A 22638-nucleotide genomic window follows, 5' to 3' on the forward strand; every position below is an offset into this window, starting at 1 on the left:
GTCCGGCCCAGGCCAGGGCGCTGGCGGCGCGCCTGCGCGCCCAGCTGGCGCGCGTCGAGCGCGAGATCGCCGGCCGCCTTGGCGTGCGCGCCCGAGACCGGGCCTGACGCTGTCTTTTTGGACATTGTTAGAAGGCTAAGGAGCCGAGTCTAGCCTTTCGTGAAACGGTCAAACCGGGTAGACTTTGCCCCTTGAGCAACCCAAGCATTCCGATGTCCTCCCCGATCACCCCCGGCTTGTTGATTTTGCACGGCAACCAGATGGAATTGCTGCGCAGCGCCATGTTCGACTGGCTGCGCGCGCACCCGCTGGGACCGCTCGAGCAGGAGACCATCCTGGTGCAGTCGAACGGGGTGGCCGAGTGGCTCAAGATCGCGCTGGCCGAGGAAATGGGCGTGTGCGCCGCCACCCGCGTGGCGCTGCCGGCGCGCTTCCTGTGGGAAGCCTACCGCGGCATGCTGGGGCGCGAGCGCGTGCCCACCCGCGCGCCCTTCGACAAGGACCCGCTCACCTGGCGCCTGATGCGCCTGTTGCCCGCGCTGGTGGAAGACGCCAGCTATGCGCCGCTGAAACAATTCCTGGGCGACGGCTGCCCCGAGCGCCGCCTGCAGCTGGCCGAGCGCCTGGCCGACCTGTACGACCAGTACCAGGTCTACCGCGCCGACTGGCTGGCCGACTGGGAAGCCGGGCGCGACCAGTTGCGCCGCGCCGTGGGCGACCCGCTGCCGCTCGGTCCCGACCTGAAGTGGCAGGCCTGCCTGTGGCGCGAAATCCACGCCAGCCTGCCCTTGGCCCAGCGCGTTACGGGTCGTGCCAGCATCCACCAGCAATTCGTGTCCGCCATCGAATCCGGGCGCGAGCCCGTGTCGCGCCTGCCGCGCCGCGTGATCCTGTTCGGCATGTCGACCCTGCCTTACCAGACCCTGCAGGCCATCGCCGCGCTGTCGCGCCATACCCAGGTGCTGTTCGCGGTGCCCAATCCCTGCCGTTTCTACTGGGGCGACATCATCGAGGGACGCGAGCTGCTCAAGGCGGCGCGCCGGCGCCAGCAGCCGCGCGGCGGCATCGAGCTCGCCAGCGTGCCGGTCGAGGAACTGCACATGCACAGCCACCCGCTGCTAGCGAGCTGGGGCCGCCAGGGGCGCGATTTCGTGCGCATGCTCGACGAGTTCGACCAGGGCGAAGGCAGCCGCTACGAGAACCTGCGGGTCGACCTGTTCGACGAATCCGCAGGCGAGACCTTGCTGCAGCAGGCGCAGGCAGCGGTGCGCGACCTGCTGCCGCCCGACGAGCATCCGCAGACCGCCCCGCCGCGCGACGACCGCTCGATCGAATTCCACATCACCCACAGCGTCCAGCGCGAAGTCGAGGTGCTGCACGACCAGCTGCTGTCCTGGTTCGCCCAGGACCCGAGCCTGCGTCCGCGCGACGTGGTGGTGATGGTGCCCGACATCGACGTGTTCTCGGCCGCGATCCACGCCGTGTTCGAGCAGCACCGAAGCAAGGACCCGCGCCACATTCCCTTCGAGATAGGCGACGTGCGCGACCGCAGCGTGAATCCGCTGCTGGTGGCGCTCGAATGGCTGCTGCGCCTGCCGCAGCAGCGCTGCCGACAGAGCGAGGTGCGCGACCTGCTCGACGTCCCGGCGGTGGCCGGGCGCTTCGGCCTGGATGCCGACGACCTGCCGATCCTGGGCCGCTGGATCGAGGGCTCGGGCGTGCGCTGGGGCCTGGACCGCGAGCACCGCGCCGGGCTGGGCCTGGCGTCCGTGGGCGAGCAGAACGCCTGGATCTTCGGCGTGCGCCGCATGCTGCTCGGTTACGCGAGCGGCGCAGGCAGGAGCTTCGGCGACATCGAGCCCTATGCCGAAGTGGGCGGCCTGGATGCCGCGCTGGCGGGCTCGCTGGCCCAGTTCATCGAGAACCTCCTGCATTGGCGCGCCGAGCTGGTGCAGTCGCGCACCCCGGGCGAGTGGGGCGAGGCGGCACGCGCGCTCCTTGCGGCCTTCTTCCATGCCGGCGACGAGAAAGACCGCCTGACCCTGGCGCAGCTGAACGAAGCGCTGCAGTGCTGGCTCGAGACCTGCGACAGCGCGGAATTCGGCGAGCCGGTGCCCCTTAGCGTGATGCGCGAAGCCTGGCTGAGCCAGCTCGACCAGCCGACCCTGAACCACCAGTTCGTCTCCGGCGGCGTGACCTTCTGCACGCTGATGCCGATGCGCGCCGTGCCATTTCGCGTGGTGTGCCTGCTCGGCATGAACGACGGTGATTTTCCGCGCCGCACCAGCCAGGCCGACTTCGACCTGCTGGCGCTGCCCGGCATGGCGCGCCCGGGCGACCGCTCGCGCCGCGACGACGATCGCTACCTGATGCTGGAAGCGCTGCTGTCGGCACGCGACAAGCTGTATGTGAGCTGGGTCGGCCGCAACGTGCGCGACAACAGCGAGCAGCCGGCCTCGGTGCTGGTGGCCCAGCTGCGCGACTACCTGAAGAACGGCTGGAACCTCGACCTGTCCGAACGCACCACGGAGCATGCGCTGCAGCCCTTCAGCCGCCGCTATTTCGAGCGCGGCGGCCTGCTGACCTTTGCCGGCGAATGGCGCACCGCCCACGGACAAGACGAGGAGGCCGGGGGCGTGGACGCCTTGCCGCCCTACGAGATCGAGCCCGGCCTGGTGCTCAAGCTGGGCGAGCTGGCGGCTTTCCTGCGCCAGCCGGCGCGCTACTTCTTCCGGCGCCGCCTGGGCGTGGTGTTCGCCGACGCCGCCGTGGTGGGCGAGGACGAGGAACCGTTCTCGCTCGACGCGCTGGAGCGTTATTTCATCGAAGACCACCTGCTCGACGACAGCGGCCCGGTGGAAGCGCACAATGGGACGAGTACTGCGGAGGTGCGCGCGGCCCTGAACAGCCGCGCCGAACGGCTGGCGCGCGAAGGCGTGCTGCCGATCGGCCTGATGGGACGCCAGTGGCAGCAGGAGCTGGTCGACGGCCTGGTGCCGGTGCGCACCGCCTGGCTGCGATTGGGCGAGCGCTTTCCGCACAATGCACCGAAGCGCGCAGTGAGCCTGGGCCTGGAGGATGGCCTGGTGCTGGACGACTGGATCGACCGCCTGCGCTCCGATGGCAGCGACACCGCCTGGCTGATGCAGGTGTCGTCGAAGGTGCTGGACCGGGAAGGCCGTCCGCGCGGCGACAAGCTGATCAAGGCTTGGCTGCGCCAGCTGGCGGCGAGCGCGGCCGGCGCACCGGTGGCCGGCCACCTGGTGGCGCGCGATGCGATCCTCACCATGCCGGCCCTGAATCCGACGGAGGCTGCGGCGACGCTGCACGACCTGGTCAGCTTGTGGCGCACCAACCTCGACCGGCCGCTGGGCGTGGCCTGCAAGACCGCGCTGGCCCTGCTGCAGGAAGGCGACCCGAGGCTGGTCTATGACGGCAGTTACGAACTCTCCGGCGAAGTCGAGGAACTGTGCCTGGCGCGCCTGTGGCCGGACTTCGCTTCGCTGGTGGCGGCCGGCGACTGGCCGCACGTGGCGCGCGACCTGTACGGGCCGCTGGCCGACTGGCTGGAAACCGGCGTGCAGGTCGCTCCGCTGGGCGGCGATGCGGACGGGGAGGCGGCATGAGCCAGCACCTCGAACCCCTGGAATTCCCGCTGCACGGCTCGCGCCTGATCGAGGCCTCGGCCGGCACCGGCAAGACCTGGACCATCGCCGCGCTCTACCTGCGCCTGGTGCTCGGCCATGGCGCCGAGGCGGCTTTCCCCCGCCCGCTGCTGCCGAGCGAGATCCTGGTGATGACCTTCACCCGCGCCGCCACGCGCGAGCTGGCCAACCGGGTGCGCGAGCGCCTGGTCGAGGCGGCCGCCTTTTTCCGCGGACAGCTCGACATCGATGACCCCTACCTGGCCGAGCTGGCGGGTGCCTATCCCCTTGAGGCGGAGCGCAGCGTCGCCGCCCACCGCCTGGTGCTGGCCGCCGAAACGATGGACGAGGCGGCGATCTTCACCATCGACGCCTGGTGCCAGCGCATGCTGCGCGAGCACGCGTTCGACTCCGGCAGCCTGTTCGACGAAGAGCTGGTCAGCGACGAGCGCGCCCTGTTCGAGGACGCCGCCCACGACTACTGGCGCCAGCATGTCTACCCGCTGGGCGCGAATGCGCTGGCCTCGGTGCGCGAGTGCTGGAAGGATGTCGAGGCCCTGAAAGGCGGCGTGCGCGAGCTGGTGACGCGCACCCACCTGCTGGGAGAGTGTGCGCCCGAGCCGCTCGGCGCCCTGGTGGCGCGCGTGCAGGCGGCGCTGCGCGCCGAGCTGGCAGGCCTCAAGGAAGGCTGGGCCGCGCGCGCGGACGAGATGGAAAGCTGGATCGCCGGCCACCGCGAACGCAACCCGAAGTGCTTCAACGGCAACAAGATGCGCGCCGATTCGCTGGTGAAGTGGTTCGAGGCCCTGCGCGCCTGGGCGATCGACGCGGAGCGGGTGCTGCCGGATTTGAACGAGACGGCATGGAAACGCCTGTGCCCGGACGGCGTCAATGACGCCTTCAGCAAGGACTTCGTGGCCGAGGTGCCGGCCTGCTTCGGCTTTACCGCGCCTTTGCGGGAAGCATTGGCGCGCCTGCAGCCGCTGTCGCACGCGCTGTTGCGCCACGCCGCCAGCCACATCGCCGCCCGCATGCGCGAGCTGAAGGCGCGCAACCGCCAGTTCGGCTTCGCCGACATGCTCGAGCGCCTCAAGGATGCGCTCGAGGGGCCGAACGGCCAGGCCCTGCGCCAGCGCATCGTGCTGCAGTTCCCGGTGGCGATGGTCGACGAATTCCAGGACACCTCGCCCGACCAGTACCGTATCTTCGACCTGCTGTACCGGGTGGCGGACAATGACCCGGAACGGGGACTGTTCCTGATCGGCGACCCGAAGCAGTCGATCTACGGCTTCCGCGGCGCCGACATCCACAGCTACCTGGCGGCGCGCCGCGCCACTACCGGGCGCCACTACCAGCTGGGCGTCAACTACCGCTCCACCAGTGAGCTGGTGGAAGCGGTGAATCAGCTGTTCCGCCATGCCGAAGGCGTCGGCGGGCAGGGCGGCTACCCGGCAGGCGCCTTCCGTTTCCGCCGCGGCGAGGACAATCCGCTGCCTTTCGACGCCGTGCAGGCCAAGGGCCACCGCGAACGCCTGGTAGGGGCCGACGGCGCGCAGCATGCGATGTCGGTGTGCTGCGCCGGCCCGATGAACCAGGAAGAGTACCGCGAGTATTTTGCCCACCACTGCGCCGAGCACATCGTCGGCCTGTTGGGCGACGAGCGCGTCGGCTTCTCGGACGGCGAGCGTTTCCGCCGCCTGATGCCGGCCGATATCGCGATCCTGGTGCGCGACCGGCGCGAAGCCGCCGCGGTGCGCCGCGCGCTGGTGGAACGCAAGGTGGCCAGCGTCTACCTGTCGGACAAGGATTCGGTGGTCGAAAGCGAGGAAGCGGCCGACGTGCTGCGCTGGCTGTATGCGGTGGCCAATCCGCTCGACGGCATCCTGGCGCGCGCCGCCTTCGCCACCCGCACCGCCGGCCTGCCGCTGGGCGAACTGGCCCGGCTCTCGAGCGACGAGGTGGCCTGGGAAGCGCGCGTCGAGCAGCTCAAGAACCTGCATGGCGCCTGGCAGCGCCAGGGCGTGCTGGCCATGCTGCGCCGCTTCGTGCACGAACTGGGCCTGCCGGCGCGCCTGCTGCGCCAGCCGGGCGGCGAGCGGCGCCTGACCAACCTGCTGCACCTGGCCGAGCTGCTGCAGGAAGCGAGCGGCCAGCTGGAAGGCGAGCAGGCCCTGATCCGCTGGCTGGCCGAGCAGGTCGAGGGCCTGGGCGAGGGTGGGGACGAACGCGTGCTGCGCCTGGAAAGCGATGCCGAGCTGGTGAAGGTGGTCACGGTCCACAAATCGAAGGGCCTGGAATACCCGCTGGTCTACCTGCCGTTCGCGGTGACGGCGCGCCGTACCGACCGGCGCAACCGCGCCTTCTTCGAGTTCGTCGGCATCGACGGCACCCGCCGGCTCGACCTGGCGATGGGCGACGAGTCCCTGGAAGCGGTGGACCGCGCCCGCCTCGAGGAAGACCTGCGCCTGCTGTACGTGGCGCTGACGCGCGCGCGCCACTACCTGTGGCTGGGCGCGGCGCCGATCAGCGGCCGCAGCAAGAACGAGAATCGCCTGCACGACTCGGCGCTGGGCTACCTGCTGGGCGGCGGCGAGAAGATCGACGCGGAACTGCTGCGCGAGCGCCTGGAGCGCCTGCGCGGCGGCGTCGAGGGCATCGTGCTGCACGACCTGAGCGAGGCGCAGGGCCGCACCCTGCTGGCGCGCGAGGACGTGCGCCCGGAGCTGTTGGGGGCGCCACGCTACGAAGCCAGTTTCGAGCGCGACTGGTCGATCGGTTCCTTCACCTCGCTGGTGCGCCATGCCGTGAGCGCTCAGCTTTCGGCTTCGCCCACCCCGCCGCCGGCGCCGATGCGCGCCCAGGAGGAAACCCTGCTGGAAGAGGCGCCCCAGGTGGTGACGCCGCCGCGCATCGAAGACGCGCCCTGGCACCGCTTCCCGCGCGGCTCGGTGCCGGGCAACTTCATGCACGAGCAGCTCGAATGGATGGCGGCGGAAGGTTTTCATCGCGCCGACGAGCCGGAATTCATGCTGCGCCTGGGCCAGCGCATCGAGCGCGCCGGCTGGGGCAACCGCCTGGACGACGCCCTGGCCTGGCTGCACGCGGTGGTCACGACCCCGCTCCCGCCGCTGGGTGCGGCCTTGAGTGCCTTGCGTGATCCGGTGCCCGAGCTGGAGTTCTGGTTCCCCAGCGAGCGCCTGGACGTGGTGCAACTGGACCGCCTGTGCCGCGCGCGCATCATGAAGGGCCTGGACCGTCCGGTCTTGCCGGAGCGCGTGCTGCACGGGATGCTCAAGGGCTTCGCCGACCTGGTGTTCGAGCACGACGGCCGCTACTGGGTGCTCGACTACAAGACCAATGCGCTGGGGCCGGGCGACGCCGCCTATACCCAGGCCGCGATGGAACTGGGCATGGCGGAGCACCGCTACGACATCCAGGCCACCATCTACATGCTGGCGCTGCACCGCCTCCTGAAGAGCCGGCTGGGGGATGCCTACGAGCCGCACCGCCAGCTGGGCGGCGCCGTGTTCCTGTTCCTGCGCGGGATCGCGAACGCCGACACGCGCGGTTGCTGCGTGCTGGGACCGGACATGGAACTCCTGGCCGGACTGGAAGCATTGCTGGACAAGGACCATCATGGTTAAGCATGAAGCCAACATCGCGCTGCTGTGGAGCGAGCTGGCGCGCCTGAGCGAAACCGGCGAGCTGCGCCGCCTGTCCTATGCCTTCGCCCGCTTCGTGGCCTCGCTGGGGGCGGCGCCGCCTGCGCTGGTGCTGGCCACGAGCGTGCTGTCCGAGCTGGAAGGGCAGGGCCACAGCTGCCTGCTCCTGTCCGACCTGGCCGCAGGTCCCGCAGGGCTGCTCGGCTGGGAAGACGAGCAGTGGAAGCTGCTGGCGCGCGCCGCCGGCCCCTTGCCGAAGAACGCGCAGGGCTGGGCCCAGAGTCTCTCCGGCTGCCAGCAGGTCTGGGACGTCAGCGCCTTCGACTACGACCAGCCGCTGGTGCTGGACGGCGACCGCCTCTACCTGCGCCGCTACTGGCGCGACGAGATGCTGGTGGCCCAGGCCGTGCGCGAGCGCGCGACGCGCAAGCGCGAGGTGGACCAGGAAGCGGTGCGCGGCTGGCTCGACATGCTGTTCGCCTCGCAGCGTAGCGCCGACGGCCCGGACTGGCAGAAGCTGGCCTGCGCCATCGCCCTGCGCGGTTCGGTGGCCATCATCACCGGCGGCCCCGGCACCGGCAAGACCTATACCGTGGCGCGCCTGCTGGCGCTGCTGTTCGCCACCGCCCCGGAAGCCGGCAGCCAGCGCATCGCCCTGGCCGCGCCGACCGGCAAGGCGGCGGCGCGCCTGAAACAGTCGATCGACAAGGCCCTGAACGAGCTGGCCGACAAGGTCGGATCGACGCTGCCGCTGCGCGAACTGACGCTGCGCATGGGCGCCGCCCGCACCCTGCACAGCCTGCTGGGGGCGCGTCCCGACACCCGCGCCTTTGCCCACCACCGCGGCAACCCGCTCGACGTCGACGTGCTGATCGTCGACGAAGCCTCGATGGTGCACCTGGAGATGATGGCCTCGCTGCTGGACGCGCTGCCACCTTCCGCCACCCTGATCCTGCTGGGCGACAAGGACCAGCTGGCCTCGGTGGAGGCGGGCGCCGTGCTCGGCGACCTGTGCCACAACGCCGGGGCCGGCGGCTACACCGACGCCACCTGCGATTACGTTCTCGCGGCCAGCGGCGAGGAATTGCCGGATGAATTCCTGGGCGACGCCGGCGCGTTGGCCCAGCAGACCGTGATGCTGCGCCACAGCCGCCGCTTCGGCGGCCCGATCGGCCAGCTGGCCCTGGCGGTGAACGCTGGCGACGCCGTGCGCGCCGAAGCCGTGCTGCGCGCAGGCGAGCCGGGCGTGCGCTGGATCGAGAACGCCCAGCAGCAGCAGGTGCTGCAACTGGCCCAATCCGGCTACGGTTCTTACCTGGACGTGTTGAATACCGGCCATAAGGCCGGATTGAACACGAATCATGAAGAATGGGTGCGCCAGGTCCTGCAGCGCTTCGAGTCCTTCCGCATCCTGTGCGCGGTGCGCGACGGCGAGTGGGGTGTCGCCGGCCTGAACGACGCGGTGGCCCGGCGCCTGGCCCAGGCCGGGCTGCTGCGCCCGAACGGCGAATGGTATGTGGGCCGCCCGGTCATGGTGACCCGCAACGATTACGCCACCAACGTCTACAACGGCGACATCGGGCTCACGCTGCCCGATCCCGCGCGCCCCGGCGCCCTGCGCGTGTACTTCCTCGAAGGCGATACGGTGCGCAGCGTGCTGGCGACCCGCCTGCGCAATGTCGAGACAGCCTTTGCCATGACGGTCCACAAATCGCAGGGCTCGGAATTCCGCCATACCGTGCTGGCGCTGCCGCGCGAACGCGGCGCCGTCCTCACCCGCGAGCTGGTCTATACCGGCATCACCCGCGCCAGCGAGATGTTCACCCTGGTCTCGCCCCCCGGCGCCGTGCTGCTCGAGGCGATCGCGCAGCGCACTCACCGCACCAGCGGCTTGCGCGGCATGATCGCGCCGACTTCTCGCTGAGCCAGAACGCAAGGTCCCGGTGTCGCGACGGCGCGACTATGGGTTTGACGAAGGCCAAGCATGGTGCGCGACCTAGCCCATTTCGTCGAACTCGACCGTTATTGCGTGGTCTTACTCACGTACAAGAACAAAGACCGGGCAGCATTTTTCGTGTAATTTTTCCTTCAACGAAGTTTTCCCTGACCACAAGGCGTCACAGCGCCTGGCGCACCCATGCAGCCACTCGACCAGCAGACGGTATTGTTCTGTTCCGCACCCGGCACGGTGGCGCGCACCCCTAGCGCCTGCGACGACCTGCCGGCCTTCCCGCTGGCCGGGCCCTGGCTACGCTGGTTTGCCCGCAGCTTCGACGTCTGGTGGGAGACCGCGCTGGTGGCCCTGGTGCTGGGCTATGCCCTGGGCCAGGTATCCCCGGCTTTCCTGCGCTGGCTCGAAACCCCGTTCGGCTGGAAACTGTTCGGCCTGGCCTGCATCCCCGGCGGCCTGGTGCTGGACGCGGCCCTGCAGGCGCTGCTCGGGAATACGCCGGGCAAGGCGCTGCTGGGCCTGCGCCTCATCACGACCGATGGGCATGTGCCGGCTTTTCGCGAACTGGTCCGGCGTAACCTGAAGATCTGGCGCGACGGCCTCGCGCTCGGGCTGCCGCTCATCAGCCTGGTGACCATGGCGCGCCAGGGCCTGCGCTTGCGCAAGGGTGTGCAGGCCAGCTACGACAAGGACGATTTCCTGGTGAGCGCAAGCGCTACCGGCTGGCTGGCGAAAAGCGTGTTCGGCACCGCCTTCGTCAGCCTGTTCTGCGCCATCCTGATCCTCGACGGCGTCGACCGCCAGGACAGTCGCGAGACCAGCGCCATGCTGGAAGCGCCGCCGGTCGCCTGGACCAACCCGGTCACCGGACGCATGGCGCGCATCGGGCCGCAATGGAAACTCGAGGTGCGCCCCGGGCCGGACGGCAGCGTGCAGCACCTGTTCACCCAGCAAAGCGGCCACGCCGCCGTCCTGTTCGCGCACGAGGAAAGCGGCGGCCGGGCCCTGCGCCAGGATGCCCAGGCGCTGGCCGACCGGCTGGCCGACCGCTTCGAACTGGCGGACAGCTACTTCGCCGAATTCCGCGGCCGCCATTCCTGGGTCGGCCGGGGGCTGCACAAAAAGGGGCCGGAGCGGGTGCAGCTGCGCATCGTCGAAGTCGACGGCAAGGCCTGGCGGGTGGTGGCGATGCAGTCGCCGCCGGCCGCCTATACCGACGACCTGGTGCAGGAGCTGAGCGGCGCCTTGTGGGACACGGTCACGCCGCCGCCGCGGCCCGAACTGGCCCAGCGCAGCCACTGAGATCCTCGCTGAAACAACAAAAGGGGCCTCGTGGGCCCCTTCGTGTCTGCATGGTGCAGCGATGCGCTTATTTCTTGCGGCGCTTCGGCACCACCTTCGCCTTGCTGCGCTTCTTGACTGCCTTGACCTTGGCCTTGCCGGCCGTCGCCTTGATGCGCGGGCCGCCAGCACTGGCCTTGATGCGGGCGCGGCTCGACGCAGCCTTGTAGCGCGGCGCACGGTTCGAGGCCTTGGCCATGCTCACCGGCTCGTCGCCGGTGATGAAACGGCGGATGTTCAGTGCGTCCAGGATGCGCGCCGACGAGGCGCCGGCATTGAGCAGCACCAGGGTGGCGTTCTTGCCACCGGCCTTGATGTTCATGATCAGGCAGCGGCCGGCTTCCTGGATGTAGCCGGTCTTCGACAGGCCGATGTCCCAACCCTTGGCGCCGACCAGGCGGTTGGTATTGCGGTATTCGACCTCGCGGCCGTTGATGTTGATCAGGTCCTTCGACTCGGTCGACATGCGCGTGATCTCTGGATACCTGGCCGACGCCGTTGCCATCTTGACCAGGTCGCCCGCGGTCGAGCGGTTGTGCGGCGACAGGCCGGTCGGCTCCTCGATCACGGTCTGGGTCATGCCCAGCGCGGCGATCTTCTGGCGTACCGCGACCTTGAACCCGGCCAGACCGCCCGGATAGGTGCGCGCCAGCGCATGGGCCGCGCGGTTGTCCGAGGACATCAGGGCCAGCTGCAGCACGTCGCGGCGCGAGATCAGGGCGCCGACCGGCACCCGCGAGCTGCTGTGCTTGAAGGTGTCGACGTCGCTGCGGTCGATCTCGATCAGCTCGTCCAGGTCTTGCCTGGCATCGAGCACGACCATGGCGGTCATCAGCTTGGTGAGCGACGCGATCGGCGCGACGCGGTCCGCATTCTTTTCCAGCAGAATCTTGCCGGTGTCATCTTCTACCACGAGCACCGATTGCGAGCCGAAGGGCACGGCGAAAGCCGCAGCCGAAAACGACAACAATGCGGTGGCAAGCAATTTTTTGAACATTGTCGGGTGCAGGAATAGGTTGTGTTGAGCGGGAAAACGCGGCAGTGGGTAAGCGAGTACTCAACAATCTAGCTGTAGGGCAACTACAGGAGTTGGAAGATAGCATCAAGCATGATGCATGTCTATGGCACACAAGCAAAAACGGCCTTGTGAACCGGAATTTAGTTGCAGTTTAACCCTCCAGTTAACACAGCGTCCATGACAATTGCCAGATTGGGTAGATATTCTGCGTCCGGAACGACGAAGCCCTGCACAGGGCAGGGCTTCGTCATGGGCCCATGAAGCAGGCCTGGTCGCGGATGGCTTACTTCGACTGGTAGATCTTGTCGAACTCGCCGCCATCGTTGAAGTGGACTTCCTGGGCCTTGCGCCAGCCGCCGAACAGCTCATCCACCGTGAACAGCTGGATTGGCTTGTAATTGGCGGCATATTTCTTCATCACCGCATCGGAACGCACGCGCAGGAAGTGCTTGGCGCCGATTTCCTGGCCGGCCGGCGAGTACAGGAAGTTCAGGTAGGCCGTCGCTTCCTTGCGCTGGTTGCGGCGGTCGACCACCTTGTCGACCACGGCCACCGGCGATTCTGCCAGGATCGAGCTGCTCGGGTAGACCACCTCGAAGTTGTCGCCGAATTCCTTGCGCACCATGCTCACTTCATTCTCGAAGGTCACCAGGACGTCGCCGATCTGGCGCTGGGTGAAGGTGGTGGTCGCGGCGCGTCCGCCCGCATCGAGGATCGGCACGTTCTTGAAGATGCGGGCCACCAGGTCGCGCGCCTGCGCTTCGTTGCCGCCCTTTTTCAGCACCGAGCCCCAGGCCGCCAGGTAGGTATAGCGGCCGTTGCCGGCGGTCTTCGGGTTCGGGATGATCACCTGCACGCCCGGGCGCGCCAGGTCGTCCCAGTTGCGGATCTTCTTCGGGTTGCCCTTGCGGACCAGGTACACCATGGTCGAGTAGTAGGGCGCCGCATTGTTCGGGAATTTCTTGGCCCAGTCCTTGGCCACCAGGCCGCGGTCGGCCAGCATGTCGATGTCGTTGGCCTGGTTCATGGTGACGACCGAGGCTTCCAGGCCGTCGGCGACGGCGCGCGCCTGCTTGCTCGAGCCGCCGTGCGACTGCTTGATGGTAACAAGCTGGCCGGTCTGTTGCTTGTAGGCCGCGATGAAGGCCGGGTTGATGTCCTTGTACAGCTCGCGTGCCACGTCGTAGGAAACGTTCAGCAGCTCGGTCGTGGCGGCGCTGGCCGACAGCGGCAGCGCGGCGCCCAGCGACAGGGCCAGGAGGAAACGGCGGAGCGGGGAGGTCAGGGTCATATGTTCTCGCTTTTCAGAATCTTGTGGTGACAGTGTGCATCATCCGCACATTGCTCAAAATACGGAACAATAGTTTTGTCATATGCTTAGAGCCTATCCCTGCAAGTAAGAGTCGCGCCTGGCGCGCCTGGCAATCGTGGTCTGCGTTGCTCGTCGTTGCATGGCTCGCCATGCGGCCTCCTCGCGCCTTGCCCACGCTCGCCATGCATCACCATTCGCTTCCTCTTACTTGCAGGTACAGGCTCTCGTACCGCAGAGCAGGCCTTGCGCGGCATCGCTGCGGATATGGGTGACCACAGCAAGGTCGGGGGCTTTCGGTGTATAGTCGTGCCCAGCCATTGCGCCACAAGCGCGGTCTGATCGTTTTTTATGCATAGTGATGTTTGATGTCCACGCGTTTTGACATTCGCAAGGCGGTACCCGGTGATGCTGCCCCCGCCTGCGCCCTGCTGCGCCGCTCGATCGAGGTCGGGTGCAAGGCCGACCACCAGGACCGGCCGGCCGTGCTGGAAGCCTGGCTCGGCAACAAGACCGCAGCCAACGTCGCCACCTGGTTTGCCAACCCCAGCAACCACGCCCTGGTCGCCGAGCGCGACGGGGAGCTGCTGGGCCTGTGCCTGCTGACCCAGGCCGGCAAGCTGGCGCTGTGCTATGTGTCGCCGCAGGCGCTGCGCAGCGGCATCGGCCGCGCCCTCATCGCCGCAGCCGAGGAGCAGGCGCGCGCCTGGAGCATCAAGAAACTGCACCTGCACAGCCCGGCGAGCGCGAGCGCCTTCTTTGAGCGCCAGGGCTATGTCAACGCCGGCAAGGACAAGTCCTGCTGGGGACTTGAATGCGACCTGCTGTGGAAACCGCTCGACGCCGTGTGCGAGACAGGGCCGGGCGCTGCCGCCCGCAAGCGTTTCTGCAACTGCAATGATTAAGCCTCCGCACCAATCTTGACAAACTCTTCTTTTGTGCAGGAGAAGCTTGCGATATAGTAAGCGCCTCATTTGGCTGAGTTCGCTTGTTATGGCTTCACGTAGAGATTTCCTGCAACAAAGTGCCCGGCTCTGTGCGTTGGGCACCCTCGGTTCCCCATTGCTGTTCCCGGCCGCGGCCGCGGCCCAGACAACCGACCTGGAACCCCCGCCCGACCTGTTCGATGCCCAGCTGCTGGACATCGATTTCTGGATCAAGCCGCGTACCCTGTCGTTGGTGCGCCCGCAAAGCGGCGAGCGCGCCAAGGTGCTGTACTGGAAGGATGGCGAGATCATCGATTCCGCCTACCAGGAGCTGTGCCACATCCTGCGCGACGTGAACGGGCGCGCGTCGGCGCCGATCGATCCCAAGCTGTTCGAGATCCTGTGGGGCACCCAGGCCTTCATCGCGCGCTACGGCATGACCCAGCCGCTCGAGATCCTGTCCGGCTACCGCACCGAGGCGTCCAACAAGCGCCTGGTCGAAGAGGGCGTTCCGGCAGCGCGCAAGTCCCTGCACATGGTGGGCAAGGCGGCGGACATCCGCATCGCCAGCCTGAGCGAGGAAGTGCTCGGCGGATTGATCCGCAGCTTCCGCCAGGGCGGCGTCGGCTATTACTACCGTGCCGGCCCGAAGGGCGGCTGGATCCACGCCGATACCGGACTGAATCGCACCTGGAAGGGTTGACCCGGCCGCGCTTGACGCGCGCCGACCGGTGCGTCCTCGGCATCGAACTTCGGCTAGTATGAGTTGTCACTGCCAGGGCGGTCGCCTTGGCCACTTCATGTCGCTTTTCCAAGGAGGCAATGATGGCAACGATGAATACTCCCACCATGGACCGCAGGACGATGGGCGAACGGCGCACTTCCCTGAACGCGCATCAGCGTTCCGCCATGTCGGCACTCGACTACCTGGCAATGGCGCTCCTGATCATCGGCGGCCTGAACTGGGCGATGGTCGGCCTGTTCGACGTCGACATGGTCGCCACCATCTTCGGCCCGGGCAGCCCGGCAACCCGCATCGTCTACGTGGTGGTGGGCCTGGCGGCGCTGTACGCGATCTACACCACGGCCAAGATGGCCGGAAGCAAGCGCTCGACCTGAGCGGCATGCGCGTCGGGCTGATTTCCGACACGCACGGGTTGCTGCGCCCGGAGGCGCTCGACTTCCTCCGGGGCAGCGACCATATCATCCATGCCGGGGACATCACCGGCCCCGAGATCCTCCCGCCGCTGGCGGCGATCGCGCCGCTGACTGTCGTGCGCGGCAATAACGACCGCGGCGCCTGGGCGCGCGAGATTCCCGAGACCGCCATCCTGCGGCTTGGGCAGGTCGCCATCTACGTGATTCACGATCTGAAGGAATTGCCGCTCGACCCGGCCGGCGCGGGCATGCGCGTGGTGGTGTCGGGCCACTCGCACAAGCCGCTGTGCAGCGAGCGGGGCGGCGTGCTGTACGTGAATCCGGGCAGTGCGGGGCGGCGCCGCTTCACGCTGCCGATCTCGGTCGGCGAGCTGCTGGTCGATGGCGAGGATGTCAAGGTGCGCCTGGTGACCCTCGACGTCGGGTAAACAAACCCGGACCGCGCCAGGGCACGGTCCGGGAGAAGCTCGCTTACTTCATCGTATAGCTCTGCCACGCGGTATCCACCGCATAGTTGCGCGCCGTATCCCAATAGGTGAAGTTATAGCGCACCACGTCACCGATCTTCAGGCCGCCGGCGATGGTGGTGTTGGTCGAGCCGTCCAGGCGCATGCGCACGTTCTGCTGGGCGCCGTTGTTGACGATGTAGTGGACGTCCGCCCAGCTGCCGGTGTTGGTGTTGAACTGCAGCGTCGTGGCCGTGGGCTGGCTCACCCAGGTCGGGCCGGTCGGCGAGGTCGGCGGCGGGGTGGTGGTGCCGCCCGCATCCCAGACGATGTCGTCGATCGCGAACTGGAAGGTCGAGGTCGGCAGGCGGTTGGCGTCGCTCGAAATCATGAACACGTCGAGCAGCGACTGCGCCGCCACCTTGCTGCGGAGCAGGGTCGACACCGGAATCGATCCTTGCGCCCACTCGCCATTGCGCACCAGCCCGTGGGTGGTGGTGTTGGCCGGGAAGTTGACCCAGTTCTGGTTGGTGTAGGTGTCGCCGACGCCGATGTTGAAGGACACGTTGGCCGGGATCTTGATGCGGAAGCGCATGGTGCCGTTGCGGTAGTTCGACAGGTCGCGCGCCTGGCGCGCCTGCACGCCGCCGCCGAACCACTGGCCGGGCGCCGTGTAGTTCCAGGCGATCACGTTGCTGCCCTCGTAGGGCGCGGTATTGCCGGCGCCGCTGGACGCCGCGTTCCACAGGAAGATGTCGGAACTGGTGCCGGCCACCAGCTTGCTGTTGACCGTGGTGGTGTCGGTGAAGACGCCGAACTTGCCGGCCACCTCGGGCACGGTCTGGTTGCCGAGCTTGACCTGGCCCTTGCCGTCGAGCTGGTAGACGCGCACATAGTCGACGTACATGGTGCCGGGCAGCGGCGCGCTCACCTGGCCAGGCGTGGCCGCGTCGGTGAAGTTGCCGCCGACGGCGAGGTTCAGCAGCAGGTAGAAGGGCGCCTGCAGCGCGGTCGAATTGACCGGCAGCGGCGCGTCGTACATACTGCGCTCGACGCCGTTGTCGACCACGGTGAAGCGCATCTGGCTCTCGTCCCAGTACAGGCGGTAGGTGACGAAGCGATTGGCCAGCGAGGTGGCCGGCACATACCAGTTCTTGGTCTGCCACGCGGTCGAGGCGGCGCAGCTCTCGTTCCCGGGCACGCAGGCGGCCTGCTGCCAGGTGATGACGTTGGAGCCGGTGAAGTGGTTGGCGGACGGGGCGCCGGACGCTGCGCGTACGGAGGCTTTGTGGCCCATCTCCATGATGTCGATCTCGCCGTTGCGCGGCCAGGTCTGCGGGCTCACGCCCAGCATCCAGGCGGCCGGCCACAGGCCGCTGGCGATGTTGGGCGTGGCCATGCGCACCTCGATCATGCCGTATTGGACCTGCACCTTGCCCTTGGTGTCGACCTTCCCGGAGGTAAAGACATTGCTGCCCACGGTCTGGCTGCGCGCCTGGATCGCCAGCGCACGGGTGCCGGATTCGAAGGGCACGTTGACGATCGAGAGGTTGTTCGGGCTGTAGTACTGCAGCTCGGCATTGCCGTAGCCGCACAGGTTGATCTGGCAGCCGTTGCCGTCCGAGGCGGTCCACACGCCCGTGTTCAGGCTGGCGCCGTTGAATTCCTCGGACCACAGCAACTGGCCGATGACGGGACTGGTGACACTGGCCGCGGCCTGGGTGCCGGCTGCCAGCAGCAGGGCGGCGGCGAGTGACTGGAAAGCTTTCCAATTCGGGTGGCGTTTCTGGTTCTGGTTATCCACTGCGACTCCTCATTTAACTCCGAAGATAAAAAGACACGCCAGGACGGCGCGCCCCGTTTCGCCAACTTCATGCGTTGGTCTCGTATGGTCCTGTCGAGGCTGGAGATGGAAACGTTTCCACGCAGTAGGCAAAAATATAGGCGCATTCGGTATTGACGTCACTCAATCGTGCGCAGGTATTGATCTTTCGCAAAACCCTCTCCGGTAGGCCATAATGCGGCCAACCGAGGAGACCGCATGACTACCCATACTGACGCATCCATCATCGATTCATGGTCGCGCAACACCGATCCCTGGACCGCCGCCGTGCGGGGAGGCGAGATCGCGTCGCGCGTGCTGGTCACCAACGCCGCGATCGTCGACACCGTGCGCGCGTATGCGCCGGGGACCGGCGTCGACCTCGGCTGCGGCGAAGGCTGGCTGGTGCGGGCATTGCCCGAGGTGACGATGCTGGGCGTCGATGCGAGCGCCGGCCTGGTCGAGCAGGCCAGGAAGGCAGGCGACGGTGAGTTCCGCCAGCTGAGCTACGAAGAGATCGCCGCCGGCGCATTGCAGCTGGCGGCCGACGTGGCGGTCTGTAACTTTTCGCTGATCGGCGACGAGGCCGTGCGCGGGCTGCTGCGCGCCGCGCCGACCTACCTGCGGCCCGGCGGGCTGCTGATCGTGCAGACCGTGCACCCGCTCATGGCCTGCGGCGACGCCCCCTATGCCGACGGTTGGCGCGATGGCAGCTGGGCCGGTTTCAGCAGCGCCTTCACCGATCCGGCGCCCTGGTACTTCCGTACGGTCTCGAGCTGGCTCGCGCTGTTCGAGGAACATGGCCTGCGCGTGGTCGAGATGCGCGAACCGCTCCATCCGGAAACGGCCAAGCCGGTGTCGCTGATCCTCGTCGGCCGGCTGGCGTAAAATACGGCTCGTTCCGCTTTTGCCCGCATCACATGAACCTGCCACCCGATACCCCGCAGCCGCGCTTCCGCCCCCGTCCCTGGACCGCATTGGAGACCCCGCAGGACGTCGAGCTCTGGATCGACGAGCACAACCGCGCCCTGCAGGAGCTGGTCAAGCCGACCGAGACCGGCGTCGGCATCTGCTTCGCCCTGGCCGAAGGCGGCAACGTCTACATGCAGACCACCGGCGATGCGGTGATCCTCGACGTCGAACCGGAGGCCGACTGGATCGCACCCCTGATCGTCGCGGCCACCGGCGCCGAGCCGCCGCGCGGGCAGGTCTGGGTGCTCCCGGACGACAGGCTGGTGCAGCTGATCCTCGGCCTGTCCACACTGGTCCTGAGCACCACCCTGGTGGTCGGCTACCCGTTCGGAGCGCGCGGCCGCAGGTACTAAGAACCTACCCCGGTAGGGAATGAGTCGCTTTCGGCGCGCCTGGCAAGCGGGGCGGCGTTGTTCGTCGTTGCATGGCGCGCCATGCGGCCTCCTCGCGCCTTGCCCGCGCTTGCCATGCATCGCCGCCAGCTTCCTCCTCCCTACTGGGATAGGTTCCAAGCGACCCGCGGCGCTTCCCGCCGGCGCGGCTTTCGGTTATAAAGTCAGCTCGACTAGGCATGGAGAGGATTTGATGGGCAAGCATTCGACCACCGTGGCACGCCGTGCCCTACTTGGCCTGGCGCTGGCCGCCTCCTTGTCGGCCCTGGCGCCGGCACAGGCGGCCGACCTGCTGACGGACGCGAAGGCGCGCGGCACCCTGCTCATCGCGATGGAAGGCACCTACCCTCCCTTCAACTTCAAGGACCCGAAGACCGGCAAGCTGGCCGGCTACGACGTCGACGTCGCGCGCCTGGTCGCGGGCAAGCTGGGCGTCAAACCGGAATTCGTCACCACCGAGTGGGCCGCGATCCTCGCTGGCCTGGCCGCCGGCAAGTACGACGTGATCGTCAGCCAGGTCGGCATCACGCCCAGGCGCGAGCAGGCCTTCGATTTCTCGCGCCCCTATACCTATTCCTTCCCGCAGCTCATCGTGCGCAAGAACGACCGCGCCAGCTACGCCAGCCTGAACGACCTGAAAGGCAAGAAGGTCGGCGTGGGGCAGGGCAGCGTGTTCGAGCAGCAGGCCAAGGCGGTGCCGGGCATCGAGGTCAAGAGCTATCCGGCCGCGCCCGAGAACCTGCAGGACCTGGCCTTCGGGCGCATCGATGCGGCGCTCAACGACAGCCTGATGGTGGCCTACCTGCTGCAGCATTCGCAGCTGCCGATCAAGGCCGGCGCAAGGGTCGGCGCGCCCGAGCGCATGGGCATCCCTTTCCGCAAGGGCAATCCGCAGTTCAAGGCGGCGGTCGACAAGATCCTCGCGGACGCGGCCGCCGACGGCACCCTGAAAGCGATGTCGCTCAAGTGGTTCGGCACCGACGCCAGCCGCCCGGCCCAATAATGGCGGTCGCGTGGATCTGATCGCGCTGCTGCGCGAAGCGGCGCCGACCCTGTTGACGGGCGCCGGCTACACCCTGCTGTTCGCGGTGGCCTCGATGATCGGCGGACTGGCGATCGGCCTGCCGGTGGCGCTGATGCGCATCGCTCCCTGGGCCGCCGTGCGCCTGCCCGCGAGCCTGTACGTGAGCCTCATGCGCGGCACGCCGCTGCTGGTGCAGATCTTCGTCATCTACTATGGATTGCCGAGCGTCGGCATCGAATTCACGCCGGTGACGGCGGGGGTGCTGGCGCTGTCGCTGAACGCGGGCGCCTACCTGTCGGAAAGCCTGCGCGGTGCGATCCGCGCCGTCAGCGAAGGGCAGTGGCGCGCGAGCTTCAGCCTGGGCCTGGGCTACTGGCAGACCCTGCACCACATCGTCATGCCGCAGGCGCTGCGCATCGCGGTGCCCTCGATGAGCAACACGCTCATCAGCCTGATCAAGGACACCTCGCTGGTGTCGGTGATCACCATGACCGAACTGATGCTCGCAACCAAGGAAGTGATCGCGGTGACTTTCCAGCCACTGCCGCTGTATCTCGCGGCGGCCTGCATCTACTGGGCCTTGAGCCTGTTCTTCGAAGCGATCCAGCGCCGCGCGGAGCGGCGCCTGAACCGCGCGCACGCCGCGCGCTGACCCCGGGGGGCGGCACGCGGGCGCGTGGATGATCAGCGCTTGCCGCGCTGCTGGTCCTGCTGCTGGAATGCGTCGGCGGCTTGCTGGGCGCTTTCGCCCTGGCGCTGGCCGCCCAGGTCATCCAGGGCCGGGGTCCCGCCGGAAGCGTGCTGGCCACCGCCTTGCTGCTGGTTGCCCTGTTGCTGGCCTTGCTGCTGGCCGCCCTGTTGGCCCATCTGCTGCTGGCTGCCCGATTGCTGGCCGCCCGACTGCTGGTTGCCCTCGCGCTGGCCCTGACCGGCCGCGGAAACCAGGTCCTTGCTTGGGTCCGCTTGCGAATTATCCGGTTGCGACTGTTTCTGGTTTGGCTGCTTGTTCATGATGGTCTCCTTATCGAAGATTGTCGAGACACCATCTTAGTCCTCCTGCTGACATCGGCAATCGGAGTATGAGAGGAAGGGGCGTAGGACCCTTCGCACGCTCTCGCCTTAAAGAAACAGCACGGCAAAATGCAAAGCGCACCGGCAAGCCTGGCTTGTCGGTGCGCGTCGTACTGCAAGGTAAAGAGCGCTCAGCGGCGCCCGGGGTTAACGATTGCCGCGTTGCTTGTCGATGCTGTTGTCCTGGCTCCAGGCCTGCGATGCATCCTTGGCGGATTCACCCTGGCGCGAACCCAGGTCGTCGAGTGCCGGCGTGCCGCCGGAGGCGTGTTGCCCTCCGCTTTGCTGGCTCCCTCCCTGGCCCGACTGGCGGCTCCCTTGTTGCTGCCCCGATTGCTTACTACCTTGTTGCTGCTGTCCCGATTGCTGGCTACCACCCTGCTGGCCAGATTGCTGGGAACCCTGTCGGCTTCCCCCCTGCTGCTGCCCGGATTGCATACTGCCTTGCTGCTGTCCCGATTGCATGTTGCCGGACTGTTGCTGGCCGCCCTGGGCGGGTTTGCCGCTCGCGGTATTCATGCTGAGGTCGTCCACGTCATCGTCGTGGCGCGGCCCTTTGACGCCATGTCCTTTGTTTTCACCCATACCAGTCTCCTTGTTTGAGTGTCGATGGGGCCATGATAACCCCTCGGCGGAAGCAGACAATCGGAATGGGGCACGAGCCGTCGTAGGACGGCCCGTACAAAGTCATCAGTAAATGGAGGGGGCTTGGCTAGCGTTTTTCCTGCTGCTGCGTTCCCTCGCCGGACTGTTGCGAACCCTTTTGCTGGTCCGATTGCAGATTGCCCGGGCGGCTGCGTTCCAGCCGTTCGCGCTGGCGGTTCACGTCGAAGTCGTCGAGCTGGACGTCGCTCAGGCTCCTGTCCCCGGTATCCTTGTTTTCAGGCATGGTGGCCTCCTTGCTTCAGATGTGGTGGAAGCCACATCTTAGGCCGATTGCCAGGGAAAGGGCGCTCAGGGTGCGATGCCGAGCCCGCGCAGGAACCCATGCGCCGCGCTGTAGGCGCCGACGTGCTGCTCGGCCGTGAAACCGCCGTGGCCGCCGCCCTTGATGGTATGCAGGACGTTGCGCACGCCCGCCTTGTCGAGCGCCGCCTTCAGCCGCACGCCATGCGCATAGGGCACCAGCGGATCGGCGTCGCCATGGATGGTGAGCACGGCCGGTCCGCCCGCGCGCACATGGCTCAGCGGCGACACCGCGCGCGCCAGCGCCTGGCGCTCGGGCTCCGGCATGCTGCCGAACCAGGCCACCGCGTACGAGCGTACGTTCGGGCCTTGCAGCATGTCGGCGACGTCGGTGATGCCATACCAGTTGATCACCGCCGCCACCTTCGGCGCCACGTTCTGGTACGGTCCGCTCCAGCTGGGCTCGTTGGCCGCGCACTGGCGGGTGAGCGGCGAATCGGCCGGGATCATGGCCGTGGCGAGGGCCAGGTGGCCGCCCGCCGAGTCGCCCGAGGTCACCACCCTTGACAGGTCGAAGTTGTACTTCTTCGCATTGCGCCCGATCCACTGCAGCGCGCACAGCGTGTCTTCGACCGCGGCCGGGGCGGGCGCCACCTTCGCCAGCCGGTAGCTGACGTTCACGAAGGCGAAACCCATCTCCATGTAGGGCATGGCGGACAGCGCCGCGCCCTCGCGCCGGCCCGCCACCCAGCCGCCGCCGTGGAAGTACATCACCACGGGCAGCGGCTTGTCGCTCTTCTTCACCGGAAGATAGACGTCGAGCTTGAGGTCCTGGCCGCTGGCCGTCAGGTAGGTGATGTCGGCGTCGATCCACCAGCCATGGTCGAGCCGGGCGGCACTCTTCACGCCTTCGTCGGCCGCTTGCGCGGCCAAGGGCAGGGCCAGCGCGCAGGCCAGGGCGGCGGCGCGCAGCCGCGATGTCGTGGTCCGCATCCC

The 22638-nt window shown here is 67.6% G+C and carries 19 protein-coding genes; 12 read left to right on the plus strand and 7 right to left on the minus strand.

Translation table 11 applies throughout. From position 1 onward, the window contains the following. The first annotated feature begins 212 nt into the window (after positions 1-212). From recC to B2R83_RS14065, 4 genes are all read left to right on the plus strand, one after another. A complete protein-coding gene (gene recC, locus B2R83_RS14050; protein ID WP_292042363.1) occupies positions 213-3626 on the plus strand; it encodes an exodeoxyribonuclease V subunit gamma in 3414 nt (1137 codons plus the stop codon). Then, positions 3623-7288 (plus strand): exodeoxyribonuclease V subunit beta, encoded by a 3666-nt coding sequence (gene recB, locus B2R83_RS14055; RefSeq protein WP_292042366.1) that lies wholly within the window; start codon positions 3623-3625, stop codon positions 7286-7288. Before recC ends, recB begins: the two co-directional genes overlap by 4 nt. Then, complete coding sequence (recD, locus tag B2R83_RS14060) at positions 7281-9230, plus strand: exodeoxyribonuclease V subunit alpha (protein WP_292042368.1); 1950 nt, start codon at positions 7281-7283, stop codon at positions 9228-9230. The genes recB and recD overlap by 8 nt, the downstream gene beginning before the upstream one ends. 213 nt (positions 9231-9443) lie before the next feature. Further along, positions 9444-10559: an RDD family protein gene (locus tag B2R83_RS14065; RefSeq protein WP_292042370.1), complete on the plus strand. Its 1116-nt coding sequence runs from the start codon at positions 9444-9446 to the stop codon at positions 10557-10559. 67 nt (positions 10560-10626) lie between these two features. Here B2R83_RS14065 and B2R83_RS14070 read toward each other — a convergent pair whose 3' ends face one another. Both B2R83_RS14070 and B2R83_RS14075 read right to left on the minus strand, forming a co-directional pair. After that, positions 10627-11595, minus strand: coding sequence for a serine hydrolase (locus tag B2R83_RS14070; protein ID WP_292042373.1), 969 nt, complete (start codon positions 11593-11595; stop codon positions 10627-10629). 304 nt (positions 11596-11899) lie between these two features. After that, positions 11900-12907 (minus strand): sulfate ABC transporter substrate-binding protein, encoded by a 1008-nt coding sequence (locus tag B2R83_RS14075; RefSeq protein WP_292042376.1) that lies wholly within the window; start codon positions 12905-12907, stop codon positions 11900-11902. A gap of 386 nt (positions 12908-13293) precedes the next feature. On the opposite strand from B2R83_RS14075, the gene B2R83_RS14080 reads away from it, so the two are divergent. From B2R83_RS14080 to B2R83_RS14095, 4 genes are all read left to right on the plus strand, one after another. Further along, complete coding sequence (locus B2R83_RS14080; RefSeq protein WP_292042379.1) at positions 13294-13830, plus strand: GNAT family N-acetyltransferase; 537 nt, start codon at positions 13294-13296, stop codon at positions 13828-13830. An 88-nt stretch (positions 13831-13918) separates the two neighbouring features. Beyond that, positions 13919-14554: a YcbK family protein gene (locus B2R83_RS14085; protein WP_209586284.1), complete on the plus strand. Its 636-nt coding sequence runs from the start codon at positions 13919-13921 to the stop codon at positions 14552-14554. A 122-nt stretch (positions 14555-14676) separates the two neighbouring features. Beyond that, positions 14677-14970 carry a DUF378 domain-containing protein gene (locus B2R83_RS14090; protein WP_292042381.1) on the plus strand — a complete coding sequence of 98 codons (294 nt, stop codon included), beginning with the start codon at positions 14677-14679 and terminating at the stop codon, positions 14968-14970. A gap of 5 nt (positions 14971-14975) precedes the next feature. Then, complete coding sequence (locus B2R83_RS14095; protein WP_292042383.1) at positions 14976-15437, plus strand: metallophosphoesterase family protein; 462 nt, start codon at positions 14976-14978, stop codon at positions 15435-15437. Positions 15438-15480: 43 nt separating this feature from the next. On the opposite strand, the gene B2R83_RS14100 is transcribed toward B2R83_RS14095, so the two are convergent. Further along, positions 15481-17259 (minus strand): glycoside hydrolase family 16 protein, encoded by a 1779-nt coding sequence (locus tag B2R83_RS14100; RefSeq protein WP_292042398.1) that lies wholly within the window; start codon positions 17257-17259, stop codon positions 15481-15483. 237 nt (positions 17260-17496) lie between these two features. Between B2R83_RS14100 and B2R83_RS14105 the strand changes: the two genes are divergently transcribed. The 4 genes from B2R83_RS14105 to B2R83_RS14120 all read left to right on the plus strand — a co-directional run bounded on the left by B2R83_RS14105 (position 17497) and on the right by B2R83_RS14120 (position 20317). After that, positions 17497-18165: a class I SAM-dependent methyltransferase gene (locus B2R83_RS14105; RefSeq protein WP_292042400.1), complete on the plus strand. Its 669-nt coding sequence runs from the start codon at positions 17497-17499 to the stop codon at positions 18163-18165. 32 nt (positions 18166-18197) lie between these two features. Next, positions 18198-18602: a hypothetical protein gene (locus B2R83_RS14110; RefSeq protein WP_292042402.1), complete on the plus strand. Its 405-nt coding sequence runs from the start codon at positions 18198-18200 to the stop codon at positions 18600-18602. A 232-nt stretch (positions 18603-18834) separates the two neighbouring features. After that, positions 18835-19644, plus strand: a complete 810-nt coding sequence (locus tag B2R83_RS14115; RefSeq protein ID WP_292042404.1) for a transporter substrate-binding domain-containing protein — start codon at positions 18835-18837, stop codon at positions 19642-19644. 10 nt (positions 19645-19654) lie between these two features. Then, positions 19655-20317, plus strand: a complete 663-nt coding sequence (locus B2R83_RS14120) for an amino acid ABC transporter permease (RefSeq protein ID WP_209586289.1) — start codon at positions 19655-19657, stop codon at positions 20315-20317. A 32-nt stretch (positions 20318-20349) separates the two neighbouring features. Here B2R83_RS14120 and B2R83_RS14125 read toward each other — a convergent pair whose 3' ends face one another. The 4 genes from B2R83_RS14125 to B2R83_RS14140 all read right to left on the minus strand — a co-directional run bounded on the left by B2R83_RS14125 (position 20350) and on the right by B2R83_RS14140 (position 22635). Continuing rightward, the gene (locus B2R83_RS14125) at positions 20350-20676 is read right to left on the minus strand and encodes a hypothetical protein (RefSeq protein WP_292042409.1); all 327 of its coding nucleotides are present in this window, start codon (positions 20674-20676) and stop codon (positions 20350-20352) included. 207 nt (positions 20677-20883) lie between these two features. Next, entirely contained in the window at positions 20884-21321 is a 438-nt protein-coding gene (locus B2R83_RS14130; protein ID WP_292042411.1) for a hypothetical protein, read from the minus strand. A 127-nt stretch (positions 21322-21448) separates the two neighbouring features. Next, on the minus strand, positions 21449-21625 hold the full coding sequence (locus tag B2R83_RS14135) for a hypothetical protein (RefSeq protein WP_285375499.1): 177 nt from the start codon (positions 21623-21625) through the stop codon (positions 21449-21451). A gap of 65 nt (positions 21626-21690) precedes the next feature. Continuing rightward, the gene (locus B2R83_RS14140) at positions 21691-22635 is read right to left on the minus strand and encodes an alpha/beta hydrolase (RefSeq protein ID WP_292042418.1); all 945 of its coding nucleotides are present in this window, start codon (positions 22633-22635) and stop codon (positions 21691-21693) included. Positions 22636-22638 lie beyond the last annotated feature (3 nt).

The organism is Massilia sp. UBA6681, from assembly GCF_002454935.1.
Taxonomy (GTDB): Bacteria; Pseudomonadota; Gammaproteobacteria; order Burkholderiales; family Burkholderiaceae_D; genus Telluria; species Telluria varians.